Raw genomic sequence first — 13,068 nt, 5'->3', positions numbered from 1 at the left:
CACTAATGCCGCGGTCATGCGCATCGATGTCTCCCTGCTGCCGGCGCTGGCCGCAATCTTCGTGCTGGTCTTTGCGCGCGTGGGCGCGATGGTGATGCTGCTGCCCGGTTTCGGCGAGAGCAACATCCCGGCACGGGTCAAGCTGTCGATCGCGCTGCTGCTGACGCTGATCATCCTCCCCCTGCATCGCAACGCCTATCATGTCGACCTGACGTCGATCTCCTCGCTCGGCGTCCTGATGGTGCATGAACTCATCATCGGCATCGTGCTCGGCGCGACCGCGCGGGTGACGCTGTCGGCGCTCAATGTCGCGGGCTCCGTGATCGCGCAGCAGCTCGGCCTCGGCTTCGTCACCGCGGTCGACCCGACCCAGGGTCAGCAGGGCCAGATCGTCGGCAACTTCCTCACCATCCTCGGCCTCACCCTGCTGTTCGCCACCGACAGCCACTATCTCGTCATCGCGGCGCTGAGCGAGAGCTACCGCATCTTCTCGCCGGGCGAGATCATGCCGACCGGCGACGTCGCCGCGCTTGCGACCTCCGCGTTCTCCGCCGCCTTCAAGATCGGCTTGCAGCTCTCGGCGCCGTTCCTGGTGTTCGGCCTGGTCTTCAACATCGGGCTCGGCGTGCTGGCGCGGCTGATGCCGCAGATGCAGGTCTATTTCGTCGGCGTGCCGCTCTCGATCATGGTCGGCTTCCTGATCTTCGGCGTGGTGCTCGCGGCGATGATGAACACCTATTTCGACTACTTCAACGGCGTCATGCGCCAGCTTGCTCCGATGAACTAGGGGAGAGCGATGGGCGACGATACCGAAGACAAAACAGAAGACCCTACGCAAAAACGTCTCGATGAAGCCCTTGAGAAAGGCGACGTCGTCAAAAGCCAGGAGGTCAACACCTGGTTCGTGATCGCCGGTGCCACGCTGGTGCTGTCGACCTTCTCGGGCTCGATCGGCGGCGGCATCTTGATGCCGCTGCGCAACCTGATCGCCAATTCGTGGATGATCCGCACCGACGGCGCCGGGCTGCTTCAACTGACCCAGACGCTTGGCTACGCCGTGGTCGCCGCGATCGGGGTGCCGTTCCTGATGCTGGCGCTGGCCGCGGTCGCGGGCAACATGATCCAGCACCAACTGGTGTGGTCGGGCGAGCAGCTGAAGCCGAAATTCTCCAAGATCTCGCCGGCCGCCGGCTTCAAGCGGCTGTTCGGCAAGCAGGCGGTGGCGAATTTCCTGAAGGGCCTGTTCAAGCTGATCGCGCTCGGCGCCGTGATGGTCGTGGTGCTGTGGCCCGAGCGGTTGCGGATGGAAGCATTCCTGCGGGTCGATCCCGCCGAGCTGCTGCCCGCCATCACCAGCATGACAGTGCATCTGATGGCGGCGGTGGTCGCCATCCTCGCTGCGGTCGCGATCGCCGACTACTTCTTCCAGTACCGGACCTGGTACGAGCGTCACAAGATGTCGCTGCAGGAGATGAAGGAGGAGTTCAAGCAGTCGGAAGGCGACCCGCACGTCAAGGGCAGGATCAAGCAGTTGCGGGTCCAGCGCGCCAAGAAGCGCATGATGGCCCAGGTTCCCAAGGCCTCGGTGATCATCACCAACCCGACCCACTATTCGGTGGCGCTGGCCTACGACCGCAGCATGTCGGCGCCGCTCTGCGTCGCCAAGGGCGTCGACAACCTCGCCTTCAAGATCAGGGAGATCGCCAAGGAGCACGATATTCCGATCGTGGAGAACGTGCCGCTGGCCCGGGCGCTCTATGCGACCGTCGAGATCGACCAGGAGATCCCGGTCGAGCACTATCACGCGGTTGCCGAAATCATCGGCTACGTGATGCGGCTGAAGCGCGGCCTGTCCGGCCTGCGACAGTAAGGGGCGGAAAACCGCTTGAAATGCGCGTAACTTGCGAAATTGCCGCCTGATGGACTTGCGTTTTCGGGTCCGATTCAGGCACTCAGGGACGAGGCGGCCGGCCGGGCGCCTCGTGATGCAGACGAGCCATGTCTCTCCAGATGACCGCCGATAGCAACGATCCACCCGCGACTGAGCCGTTCGTGGCCCACGGGCCAGCGCGGCGCAGCGGCAGCATCCTGCTGGTGGTCCTGATCGCCGTCGGCATCGTCGCGGTGGCGGTCTGGCTGATGACCATCGGCCGTACCCAGGCGCAGCCCTATATCCTCGGCGTGCTGGCGCTGCTCGCCACCGTCGGCCTGTTCACCCTGTTCGCGCTTGCCGCCGGCATCATCCGCTTCTCCGACCGCGCCACCGACGACCCCGTGATGGCGCGGATCGCCGACCAGGCCCAGGAAGGGCTCGTGGTCACCGACTCCCGCGGCCACGTGGTCTATTCCAACGCCGCCTATCTGAGGCTGACCGGCGCGGCCGGGCCGCAGGACGTCCGCCCCGTCGAGCGCGTCTTCATTGGCAACCCCGACGTCTCCGAGGCGGTGTTCCGCCTCTTGAAGGCGGCGCGCGAGGGCAGGCGGCAGCAGGAGGAGGTCCGGGTCGCCGGCCACGAGGCCGGGCAAGGTGGTGAACAAGGCCGCTGGCTGCGGCTCAGGGTGCGCCCGCTCGGCGAGGGCAAGCGCGACGCGAGATATGCGGTGTGGTCGATCGCCGACGTCACCCGTGATCGCGAGGACCAGGAGGACGTGTTCCAGGAGCTGCGGCACGCGATCGAATATCTCGACCACGCGCCGTGCGGCTTCTTCTCGGTCAATCCGGCCGGCGAGATCGCTTATATCAACGCCACGCTGGCCAACTGGCTGGACTACGATCTGGCCGAGATCGGTTCGGGCGGCCTGAAGCTGACCGACATCGTCTCGGGCGACGGCGCGGCGCTGTTGACCTCGATTGCGGCGGTGCCGGGCGAGGTCAAGACCGAGGTGTTCGACATCGACCTGCGCATGCGCGGCGGCAAGACCGTGCCGGTGCGGCTCTATCACAAGCTCGCCTTCGGCGCCGACGGCGCGGCGGGCGCCTCGCGCACGCTGGTGATCAGCCGCGCCCGCGACGAGCATTCCGATCCGGAGCGCGCCGCCGAGGTGCGCTTCATGCGCTTCTTCGACCATACACCGATGGCGATTGCGACCGTCGACCGCGGCGGCAATGTGGTCGGTGCCAATGCGCGCTATGCCAAGCTGGCGCAGGGGCTGAACGGCGAGGGCGGCGCGGCCAAGTCGATCTTCCGCGCGGTCAATCCGCGCGACCGCGGCCTCCTGATCGCCGCGATCAACCAGGCCGCCGAGGGCCAGGGCGATATCGCGCCGGTCGAAGTGATGCTCGACGGCGCCAAGGAGCGCTTTGCCCAGTTCTTCGTGACGACCGTCGAGAAGGACGAACGCGACGCCGAGACCGCGATCGTCTACATGCTCGAGACCACCGAGCGACGCGCGCTGGAAAACCAGATCAACCAGTCGCAGAAGATGGAGATGGTCGGCCAGCTCGCCGGCGGCATCGCGCACGACTTCAACAACGTGCTGTCGGCCATCATGATGGCCAACGACTTCCTGCTGAACGCGCACAAGCCGACCGACCCGTCGTTCCAGGACATCATGCAGATCAAGCAGAACGCCACCCGCGCCGCGACGCTGGTGCGGCAGCTGCTTGCGTTCTCGCGCCGCCAGACGCTGCGGCCGCAGGTGCTCGATCTCGGCGATGCGCTGAGTGACCTCACCATGCTGCTGCGCCGGCTGATCGGCGAGAAGGTCAAGCTCGACCTCGTGCACGGCCGCGATCTGTGGCCGGTGAAGGTCGACGTTTCGCAATTCGAGCAGGTGGTGGTCAATCTTGCGGTCAACGCGCGCGACGCGATGCCCGACGGCGGCAAGCTGATCATCCGCACCGCCAATGTGCCGACCGAGGAAGCCGCCCAGCTCGCCAACAAGGGCATGCCGGCGGCGGACTATGTGAAGATCGAGATTTCGGACACCGGCACCGGCATTCCGCCCGAGATCATCGACAAGATCTTCGAGCCGTTCTTCTCGACCAAGGAAGTCGGCAAGGGCACCGGCCTCGGCCTGTCGACGGTCTACGGCATCGTCAAGCAGACCGGCGGCTTCGTCTATGTCGATTCCGTGCCGGGCGGGGGCACCACGTTCCGGATTTATTTGCCGCGGCATCGCCAGGAGCAGGAGGTCGCCCCGGAGGCGCAGACCGGCAACGGCGCGGCCAAGGATGCCGCCGCCGAAGCCGCCAAGCCGAAGCCCGATCTCACCGGGCAGGGCACCATCCTGCTGGTCGAGGACGAGGACGGCCTGCGCTCGCTGAATGCGCGCGGTCTCCGCTCGCGCGGCTACAGCGTGATCGAGGCGGCCAACGGCGTCGAGGCGCTGGAGGCGTTCGAGGAGAACAACGGCGCCGTCGATCTCGTCGTGTCCGACGTCGTGATGCCGGAGATGGACGGGCCGACACTGCTGAAGGAAATGCGCAGCCGCAATGCGGAGCTGAAGATCATCTTCGTCTCAGGCTATGCCGAGGACGCCTTCGAGAAGAGCCTGCCCGAGAACCAGCAGTTCGCGTTCCTGCCCAAACCGTTCACGCTGACGCAGCTGGTCGCCGCGGTGAAGGAAACCATGACGGCGAATTAGAGCGCGCTTTCGAGCGAAGTGGGCACCGGTTCGCGTCAAGAAAACGCGTCAGATAAGAAGCGCCAACCCAGGCGACGAGCCTCGATGCGCCTTCGTGTCCCGCGTGGGAGAGGCGATGTTGCGGTGCGGTCGCGGTTGAACCTGAGCCCCATCTCGCGGTAGGACGCGCCGTCGCGTCCACAAGGACCATAGTGTCACATCTCCGCGACCGAGGGCCGCAGCCGCGGTTCCCGTTTCCCGCTTCACTTTTATCAGGCCCTGCCCATGTTAGGGGCGTTTCCCCATGCCGGGGAATCCTTTGAGGAAACCAACATGAATTTCTCGCAACGCACGCGTGGAATGGTCCGGGCGATCGCCGTCGCGATGGCGCTGGCGCTGCCTGTGATGATGACCGTTTCGGCGGCTGACGCTCGCGTCGGCGGCGGCGGCTCGCGCGGCTCGCGGACATTCTCCGCGCCGCCCTCGACGAGCACGGCGCCCGGCTCGGTTGCGCCGATGAACCGTACCTTCAGCCAGCCTGGCAGCCCGAACATGGGGTCGCCGGCGGCGGCGACTTCCGGCGGCCTGTTCGGCCGCGGCGGAATGGGCCGTGGCCTGCTCGGCGGCCTGGCCGCGGGCTTCCTTGGCGCCGGCCTGTTCGGCATGCTGTTCGGCGGCGGCCTGTTCTCGGGTCTCGGCGGCCTCTCGTCGATTCTCGGCCTCCTGCTGCAGATCGGTTTGATCGTGCTCGTGGTCCGGCTCGCGATGTCGTGGTGGCAGCGCCGCAATACGCCGGCCTCCGCGTACGCGGGCGGCCCCGACGTCGGCCCCGGCCCGCAGGGCAACGCCCGTTCGGGCTTTGGCTTTGGCCTCGGCGGCGGATCGAATGCACCGGTCGAGATCACGCCGGCCGACTATGAGACGTTTGAGCGGCTGCTCGGCGAGATCCAGGCCGCGTGGTCGAACGAGGACATTGCGAAGCTGCACACGCTCGCGTCGCCGGAGATGGTGTCGTACTTCTCGAAGGATCTCGAGGAGAACAAGGCGCGCAACGTCACCAACAAGACTTCCAATGTGAAGCTGTTGCAGGGCGACCTCGCCGAAGCCTGGCGCGAAGGCGACAGCGAATACGCCACCGTCGCGATGCGCTACACGCTGGTCGACACCATGCTCGAGCGCGGCACCGGCCGGATGGTCGGCGGCAACGAGCAGCCGGAGGAGATCACCGAAGTCTGGACCTTCGTGCGCCAGCGCGGCGGCAACTGGGAACTCTCGGCGATCCAGCAGACCAACTGATCGGTCGCCCGATATGACAAGTACAAGGCGCCGCGGCATCAACCGCGGCGCTTTTGTTTTGCGCGCTCATTGGCGCGTCGCGGCGCCGGAATATCCGCACGGGCTGCGGGTTGATGTCAGCGGACCAAAACAACCATCGGGAGGATTAAGATGAAGGTCATTGCGTGCATCGCGGTTCCGGTCTGTCTTGCATTTGTCGTCACGGCTGCGCCGCCGGCACAGGCGCAGACTGCCGACACCAGCTTCTTCTTGACCAGCAACGGCATTGGCAATGGCGGCAATCTCGGCGGCCTCGCCGGTGCCGATAATCATTGCCAGACGCTGGCGCAGGCCGCGGGCTTCGGCGCGCCGAAGACATGGCGCGCCTATCTCTCGACCCAGGCCGCCGACGGCCAGGTCGCGGTGAACGCGCGCGATCGCATCGGCAAGGGACCGTGGAAGAATGTGAAGGGCGTCGTGGTCGCCAAGGACGTCGCCGACCTGCACAGCGCCGGCAACAATCTCACCAAGCAGACCGCCCTGTCCGAGAAGGGCGACGTCGTCAACGGTGCCGGCGACACGCCGAACCGCCACGACGTGCTGACGGGATCGCAGGCGGACGGGACTGCGTTTGCGGCCGGTGAGGACCGCACCTGCAAGAACTGGACGAGCAGCACGCAAGGCGCCGCCATGGTCGGGCATTTCGACCGCAAGGGCCTGCGCGACGACGAGCCGTCAAAATCCTGGAACACGTCGCATCCCTCGCGCGGCCCCGACGGCGGCTGCTCGCAGGCCGATCTGAAGAGCACCGGCGGCGACGGCCTGCTGTACTGCTTCGCGGCGAATTGAGGGGATACAAGGAGACTTGAGCGGCGGTCGCCTTGCGTCGCCGCTCATTGAATCTGCGAGAGCGCTTAACCCTTCTTGCGCTTGACGGTCTTCTTTGCAGTTTTCTTTTTCTTCGCGGTTTTTTTCTTGGCCGCGAAATAGGCCTCCACCTTCTTCGAGGAGTGTCCAACTGCGGCGACCGCGGTCTTGAGCCGGGCAGGGGTCACCTTGAATTTCTTCGACCAGTAGCGGACCTCGTAGGGCTGGCTGATCGCGATCCGCGCGCGGTCGGCGGCCTTGTGCCGCTGCTCCTTGAAATAGGCCTCGACCTTCTTGGCGGAATGCCCGACCTTCTTGACGGCGGCCTTGAGCTTCGCCGGCGTGACCTTGAACTTCTTGGACCAGTACGCAACTTCGTAGGATTCGCTCAACGCGATCAGGGCGCGATCTGCGCCGCCCCGCTTCTTCTTGTTGTCCGCCATCAGATGATCCTTCATCGAAGATTTCGACGTCGGAACCTTAGCAGTCTCTGCGTGGTTCGGACAGGCAGCCTGTCCACGGTGGACGATCCGAGCTCTGCACGGCTACGATCGAGCTGACGAGAAGCGACGCGGTGAAAGTTTTTGGAGGTAAGTGCATGCACTATCAGCTTTACTACTGGCCGATGATCCAGGGCCGCGGCGAATATGTCCGCCTCGCGCTCGAGGATGCGGACGCCGGTTACACCGACGTCGCGCGCGGCAAGGGCGGCACGGGCGCCATGATGAAGATGATGGACGCGCACAAGGGCACGCCGCCGTTTGCGCCGCCGTTCCTCAAGGCCGGCAGCCTCGTGATCGGGCAGACCGCCAACATCCTGCTCTATCTCGGCGCGCGCCACGGCCTCGCCCCGAAGGCGGAAGGTGGCAAGCTCTGGCTGCACCAGCTGCAGCTGACGATTACGGACTTCGTGCTGGAGATCCACGACACCCATCATCCGCTCGGCCCGTCGCTGTATTACGAGGACCAGAAGGCGCCGGCGAAAAAGCGCACGGAAGAATTCTGGGCGTCGCGAGTGCCAAAATATCTCGGCTATTTCGAGGACCTCGTGCAGGCGAATGGCGGCGCGTTCGTCACCGGCCGCCGCGTGACCTATGTCGACCTCTCGCTGTTCCAGATCGTGGAAGGCCTGCGCTACGCGTTTCCGAAGCGGATGGCGGCGTTTGAAAAGAAGGTCCCGCGCCTGATCGCGCTGCGCGATCGCGTCGCCGAGCGGCCGAACATCAAGGCGTATCTGGCCAGCGAGCGGCGGATTCCGTTCAACGAGGAGGGGATCTTCCGGCGTTACAAGGCGCTGGATGCCGTCATTCCGGGTTCGCTTCGCGTGCCCCGGAATGACTGCTTCGCAGTCACCGGTTCCGCCCATCCACCGGCGTCATCGTGATCTTCGACAGATCGATTCCGTCGATGCAGTTGACATTGAGCGCCACGATGTCGGTGCCGTCAGGCTTGTTGCCGCGTGCGAACACCTCGACGCCGCAATCGACGCAAAGCTGGTGGCAGATCGCATGGCGGTTGAACAGATATTCCTTCAAATTCTCGGCGCCGGCGCGAAGCTGGAAGCTCGTTGGCGGCATGAACACGAAGTGCAGGCCCTTCTTGGTGCAGATCGAACAGTTGCAGGCGGTCACCATGGCCATATCGGTGGTGCATTCGAAGCGGACCTGGCCGCAATGGCAGCCGCCGGTATAGGTCTTGTTCTCCGCCATGATCGTTCCTCACCACAGCCCGGGCACGAGGCGATAGCGCACCCGTGCCGCATAATCGGCATAGCCTGACAAACCCGCCACCAGCGTCCGCTCCTCGATCCCGGTGCGGATCGCAAACATCACGAAGAACACCGGCACGAAGGCAAGACCCCACCAGGAGCCGAGCATCAGCGGCACGCCGATGAAGAACAGCATCACGCTCGTATACATTGGATGGCGGACCAGCGCGTAGGGACCGGTCGAGATCACCTGATGGTGGCGCTCGGTCTGCACCTTTACGACCGGCGCGGCGAACGAATTGGTGCGGAACACCCAGAGGATCAGCACGGTCGAGACCAGATACAGCACGAGGCCGAGCACGATCAGCGGCACGCTGGCATTGGCGCCGCCAAAGCGCCGGTCGAGCCCCATCGCGACGAACCACAGCACCGCGACGACGACGAACACCAGCATGAAGCGCTTGTCCTCGGTGGGCTGGCCTTCACGCGCGGTCAGACGCATGCGCTCGGCCAGCAGCCCGGGATCGACCCTGGCGAGCCACAGCCCGCAGGCCGGCCCGATCAGCGCCGAGGCGATCAGATAGGCCCACGCGCCAGGCCAGTGCGGCGTGCCGGCGAAGGCAAACAGCAGCGCGGCCATGGCGATGACGAAGAAAGTGTTCTGCAGGAGGAGCTTTGCGATCATGGGCGGCTCCGCACAATTCCGATCCCGATTATCGCACTGTTTTCGCGGCAGACATGCGACCGCAGCGATCAACTTTCGGAGCAGGCGAGGCGTTCCTGCGTCGTTTGCCTCTGCATTGACAAACATATAAGTAACTGCTTATATAAATTCATGACCGCCGCCATGCAGCTGACCAATGTGCTCAAGACCCTCGCGGACCCGACGCGGCGGGCGGTGTTCGAGCGGATCGCACGGGAAGGCGAGGTGGCCGCGACCGGACTGGTGCAGGGCTCAAAGGTGTCGCAGCCGGCGGTGTCGCAGCATCTGCGCGCGCTGCGCGATGCCGGGCTCGTCGCCGAACGGCGCGAGGGTCGGCATATCCATTATCGCGTCGCGCCGAAGGGGCTCGGCCCGCTGATCGACTGGCTCGGGCACTACGAGACGTTCTGGGCCGAGCGTTTCGCAAATCTAGAGAAATTGTTGAAGGAGAGTGAGTGATGCCTGAGACGCACGCGATCACCGTCGAGAAGGTGCTGCCTTACGCCGCCGACAGGATCTGGCGGACGCTGACCACGAGCGACTTGCTGGTGAAATGGCTGATGCCGAACGATTTCGTTGCCGTGGTCGGACACCGGTTCAATTTCCGCACCAGGCCGATCGGCGACTGGGACGGCGTCGTGCATTGCGAGGTGCTGGACTGCGATCCGCCGCGCCTGCTGCGCTACTCCTGGAAGGGCGGCGCCGACACCAATCCGGAATACGGCTCGAAGCTCGACTCGGTCGTCACCTGGACGTTGACGACTGTCGAGGGCGGCACGCAGGTCCGCATGGTGCATGACGGTTTCGTGTTCCCCGGCAACCGCTACGCCTTCGACATGATGAGCCCGGGCTGGGGCAAGATCGTCGATGCGATCGGACGCGTCGCCGCCGAAGCCTGACGGCTCACTCGTTGTTGCCGCGGCGGACGGTGATCGAGGCGTCGGTCCGGTTGCGCGTGCATTCCAGATTGAGGCGGCGATAGCGCATCGTGATGGTGTTGCCTCGCAAAATGCCCATGCGCTTCAGGCAGCGCGAGGTGCCGGTCACGGCGTCGTCCTTCGGCACGGTGAAGACCAGCGCCGTGGCGGAGCCGACCAGGTTGAAGAACTCCGGCCTCATCTTGCGATCGGTCTTGGCATAGAGCTCGATCGAATAGTCCTTGCCGCGGCAGCCGAGCGACAATTCCTTGGCCGCCGGATGCGTCAGGTAGGTGATGTTGGCGGCCGTGAAATTGACCTTCAGCCCGTCGATCTGGCCGGCGAGCTGCTTGGCGATGTCTTGGCAGGGATCGGCATAAGCAGGCGCGGCAGTGATGGCTGTCGCCAGCGCCAACAGCGCGGCCGGCAAAATGGAGCGGATGCTCAAAGGCAAGCGTCGGCGCAACGATGCTGTCACGAAATACCCCCGCGGTACAAAAATACGCGAAGGTACATGCAGGCTCCCGCGGAGCGCGTCAATATGTGCGGTGACCGCGGGAGCGGTCACACAGCGCCGTCCGGCGCCGTTTGCCTAAAGCGCGACGAGATTAGGTTGAATCGTCATCGCGCTTTAGCTCTTTGTTTGAGCATGATCTTTTCGGAAAACCGCTTCGCACTTTTCCGGATCATGCTCTAGCCAGGCGCCTTGCACTTGCCGTTGTGCTTGGACGCTCCGGCGGCCTCGCGCCTGCAATCAATTGCCGATGGCAGTCCGAGTGCCTTTCCGTTCCCCGAAAAGACCGACGGTTAGCCACCTGCCTCAGGACGCGCACTTCCCATCCCGCGCCTTGGACGCCCCGGCGGCCCGGCGCTCGCAATCATTGCCGTAGGTCTTGCCGTCGCAGCCGCAGACCGGCAGGAAAATCTTGTTGCAGATCGTCGGGCGGAAGGCGCAGGTGCCGGTCTGGTCGAAGCGGCCGCAGGTCCCTGGCTTGAACTGGCAGAACTTGCCGGCGCCGCATTGCAGGCCGGCAATGCCGCCGCACGTCTTGCCGAGGCGGGCTGCGTTGGCGTCAATCGGAACCGCCATCAACAGGGCCAGCGCCGCGAACCAGACGAAAAGCGCTGTCTTCATGATGGCCTCCTTGTGGCCTCGTTGGCCGTCTCGGCATTTGCCCGGCGTTGTCGCAACCTGAGATTACGGCGCGATGAAAGATAGCACGCGGATTGCCGTTTCAGCGCATGGCTGGACGGCGGCCGGCTTCCCTTTCCTTTGTCCGAAAAAGGCTTAGAACGGCTTACATTGCCGGCGGCCCCGCGGCCAGCACCGGCCTTTCGAACCGACGCGCAGCCCAAACGAGCAGCTCATGAACGCCCCCACCGCCTTTCCCGACCAGCAGAAGCCCGTTCCGCCCTACAAGCACACCCCGCTGTTCCCGCTTGGTGCGGACACCACGCCCTACAAGAAGGTCACGAGCGAAGGCGTCCGGGTCGAGAAGGTCCTGGGCAAGGACATGCTGGTAGTGTCGCGGGAGGCGCTGCGGGCGCTTTCCGAGGCCGCGTTCGGCGAGATCAATCACTATCTGCGGCCGGGCCATCTGAAGCAGCTGCGCTCGATCCTCGAGGACAAGGAAGCCAGCGACAACGACAAGTTCGTCGCCTTCGACTTCCTCAAGAACGCCAACATCGCGGCAGGCGGCGTGCTGCCGATGTGCCAGGACACCGGCACCGCGATCATCATGGGCAAGAAGGGTTTTAACGTCATCAGCGACGGCGACGACGAGGCGGCGCTGTCCGAAGGCGCGCGCGATGCGTATCTGCGCCGCAACCTGCGCTATTCGCAGGTCGCTCCCTTGTCGATGTATGAGGAGAAGAACACCTCCAACAACATGCCGGCGCAGTGCGAGATCTACGCCGAGGGCGACGACGCCTACAAGTTCATGTTCATGGCCAAGGGCGGCGGCTCCGCCAACAAGAGTTTTCTGTTCCAGGCGACGCCCTCGGTGCTGACCAAGGACCGGCTGCTGGCCTTCCTGAAGGAGAAGGTGCTGACGCTCGGCACCGCGGCCTGTCCTCCGTACCACCTTGCGATCGTGATCGGCGGCACCTCCGCCGAGCTCTGCATGAAGACGGTGAAGCTCGCCTCGGCGCGCTATCTCGATGCGCTGCCGACCCACGGCTCGGCCGACGGCAATGCGTTCCGCGATCTCAAGATGGAGCAGGAAATCCTCAAGATGACGCAAAGCTTGGGGGTGGGCGCGCAGTTCGGCGGCAAATATTTCTGCCACGACGTGCGCGTGATCCGTATGCCGCGCCACGGCGCCTCGCTGCCGATCGGGCTTGGCGTGTCCTGCTCGGCGGACCGTCAGGTGCTCGGCAAGATCACCAAGGACGGCGTCTATCTCGAGGAGCTCGAGCACAACCCGGCGCAGTATCTGCCCGCGGTCGAGCAGTCGCTCGGCGGCGAGGTCGTCAAGATCGACCTCAACAAGCCGATGAAGGACATTCTCGCGACGCTGTCGCAATATCCGACCAAGACCCGCGTCTCGATGACCGGCACCATGATCGTGGCGCGCGATTCGGCCCACGCCAAGCTGCGCGAGCGGCTGGAGAAGGGCGAGCCGCTGCCGGATTATTTCAAGAACCACCCGGTCTACTACGCGGGTCCGGCCAAGACGCCCGAGGGCTACGCCTCCGGCGCGTTCGGCCCGACCACGGCGGGACGCATGGACTCCTTCGTCGATCAGTTCCAGGCTGCAGGCGGCTCGATGGTGATGGTCGCCAAGGGCAACCGCGCCGTCGCGGTGCGCGAGGCCTGCAAGAAGCACGGCGGCTTCTATCTCGGCTCGATCGGCGGTGCCGCGGCGAACCTCGCCGAGCACTGCATCAAGAAGGTCGAGGTGGTCGAGTATCCCGAGCTCGGCATGGAAGCGATCTGGCGCATCGAAGTGGTCGACTTCCCGGCCTTCATCATCATCGATGACAAGGGCAACGACTTCTTCAAGGAATTGAATCTCGGTTGAGGATCCGGG

General features: G+C 64.7%; 13 protein-coding genes and 1 pseudogene. 9 read left to right on the top strand and 5 right to left on the bottom strand.

The window, feature by feature from the left end; all coding sequences use genetic code 11:
• Positions 1–16 precede the first annotated feature (16 nt).
• From fliR to WDM24_RS27995, 5 genes are all read left to right on the top strand, one after another.
• Positions 17–787: a flagellar biosynthetic protein FliR gene (gene fliR / locus WDM24_RS28015; protein WP_166306071.1), complete on the top strand. Its 771-nt coding sequence runs from the start codon at positions 17–19 to the stop codon at positions 785–787.
• 9 nt (positions 788–796) lie between these two features.
• Positions 797–1,870, top strand: a complete 1,074-nt coding sequence (flhB, locus tag WDM24_RS28010) for a flagellar biosynthesis protein FlhB (protein WP_338828064.1) — start codon at positions 797–799, stop codon at positions 1,868–1,870.
• 140 nt (positions 1,871–2,010) lie between these two features.
• On the top strand, positions 2,011–4,587 hold the full coding sequence (gene cckA, locus WDM24_RS28005) for a cell cycle histidine kinase CckA (protein ID WP_166308508.1): 2,577 nt from the start codon (positions 2,011–2,013) through the stop codon (positions 4,585–4,587).
• A 312-nt stretch (positions 4,588–4,899) separates the two neighbouring features.
• Positions 4,900–5,862 carry a Tim44-like domain-containing protein gene (locus tag WDM24_RS28000; RefSeq protein WP_338828063.1) on the top strand — a complete coding sequence of 321 codons (963 nt, stop codon included), beginning with the start codon at positions 4,900–4,902 and terminating at the stop codon, positions 5,860–5,862.
• Positions 5,863–6,012: 150 nt separating this feature from the next.
• Entirely contained in the window at positions 6,013–6,690 is a 678-nt protein-coding gene (locus WDM24_RS27995; protein WP_166306080.1) for a lectin, read from the top strand.
• A 65-nt stretch (positions 6,691–6,755) separates the two neighbouring features.
• Here the strand turns inward: WDM24_RS27995 and WDM24_RS27990 are convergent, their stop codons facing one another.
• On the bottom strand, positions 6,756–7,151 hold the full coding sequence (locus WDM24_RS27990; RefSeq protein ID WP_338832457.1) for a DUF3606 domain-containing protein: 396 nt from the start codon (positions 7,149–7,151) through the stop codon (positions 6,756–6,758).
• Between the two features lie 155 nt (positions 7,152–7,306).
• Here WDM24_RS27990 and WDM24_RS27985 point away from each other — a divergent pair.
• Positions 7,307–8,008, top strand: a pseudogene (locus WDM24_RS27985) (glutathione S-transferase); the annotation flags it as partial.
• Between the two features lie 49 nt (positions 8,009–8,057).
• On the opposite strand, the gene WDM24_RS27980 reads toward WDM24_RS27985, so the two are convergent.
• Together WDM24_RS27980 and WDM24_RS27975 are read right to left on the bottom strand one after the other, a co-directional pair.
• Positions 8,058–8,417, bottom strand: a complete 360-nt coding sequence (locus WDM24_RS27980) for a GFA family protein (RefSeq protein ID WP_338690847.1) — start codon at positions 8,415–8,417, stop codon at positions 8,058–8,060.
• 9 nt (positions 8,418–8,426) lie between these two features.
• Positions 8,427–9,101 (bottom strand): isoprenylcysteine carboxylmethyltransferase family protein, encoded by a 675-nt coding sequence (locus WDM24_RS27975; protein ID WP_338828062.1) that lies wholly within the window; start codon positions 9,099–9,101, stop codon positions 8,427–8,429.
• A 150-nt stretch (positions 9,102–9,251) separates the two neighbouring features.
• On the opposite strand from WDM24_RS27975, the gene WDM24_RS27970 reads away from it, so the two are divergent.
• Together WDM24_RS27970 and WDM24_RS27965 are read left to right on the top strand one after the other, a co-directional pair.
• A complete protein-coding gene (locus tag WDM24_RS27970; RefSeq protein WP_029085424.1) occupies positions 9,252–9,578 on the top strand; it encodes an ArsR/SmtB family transcription factor in 327 nt (108 codons plus the stop codon).
• Positions 9,578–10,018 carry an SRPBCC family protein gene (locus WDM24_RS27965; RefSeq protein ID WP_166306092.1) on the top strand — a complete coding sequence of 147 codons (441 nt, stop codon included), beginning with the start codon at positions 9,578–9,580 and terminating at the stop codon, positions 10,016–10,018. The genes WDM24_RS27970 and WDM24_RS27965 overlap by 1 nt, the downstream gene beginning before the upstream one ends.
• 4 nt (positions 10,019–10,022) lie before the next feature.
• On the opposite strand, the gene WDM24_RS27960 is transcribed toward WDM24_RS27965, so the two are convergent.
• A complete protein-coding gene (locus tag WDM24_RS27960) occupies positions 10,023–10,484 on the bottom strand; it encodes a hypothetical protein (protein ID WP_338828061.1) in 462 nt (153 codons plus the stop codon).
• A 372-nt stretch (positions 10,485–10,856) separates the two neighbouring features.
• Entirely contained in the window at positions 10,857–11,171 is a 315-nt protein-coding gene (locus WDM24_RS27955) for a Kazal-type serine protease inhibitor family protein (protein ID WP_338690844.1), read from the bottom strand.
• 232 nt (positions 11,172–11,403) lie between these two features.
• Between WDM24_RS27955 and WDM24_RS27950 the strand changes: the two genes are divergently transcribed.
• A complete protein-coding gene (locus tag WDM24_RS27950) occupies positions 11,404–13,059 on the top strand; it encodes a fumarate hydratase (protein WP_338828060.1) in 1,656 nt (551 codons plus the stop codon).
• Positions 13,060–13,068 lie beyond the last annotated feature (9 nt).

This window comes from Bradyrhizobium sp. 27S5 (genome assembly GCF_037217225.1).
GTDB lineage: Bacteria > Pseudomonadota > Alphaproteobacteria > Rhizobiales > Xanthobacteraceae > Bradyrhizobium > Bradyrhizobium septentrionale.
This window is presented reverse-complemented; position numbering and strand designations above follow the sequence as displayed.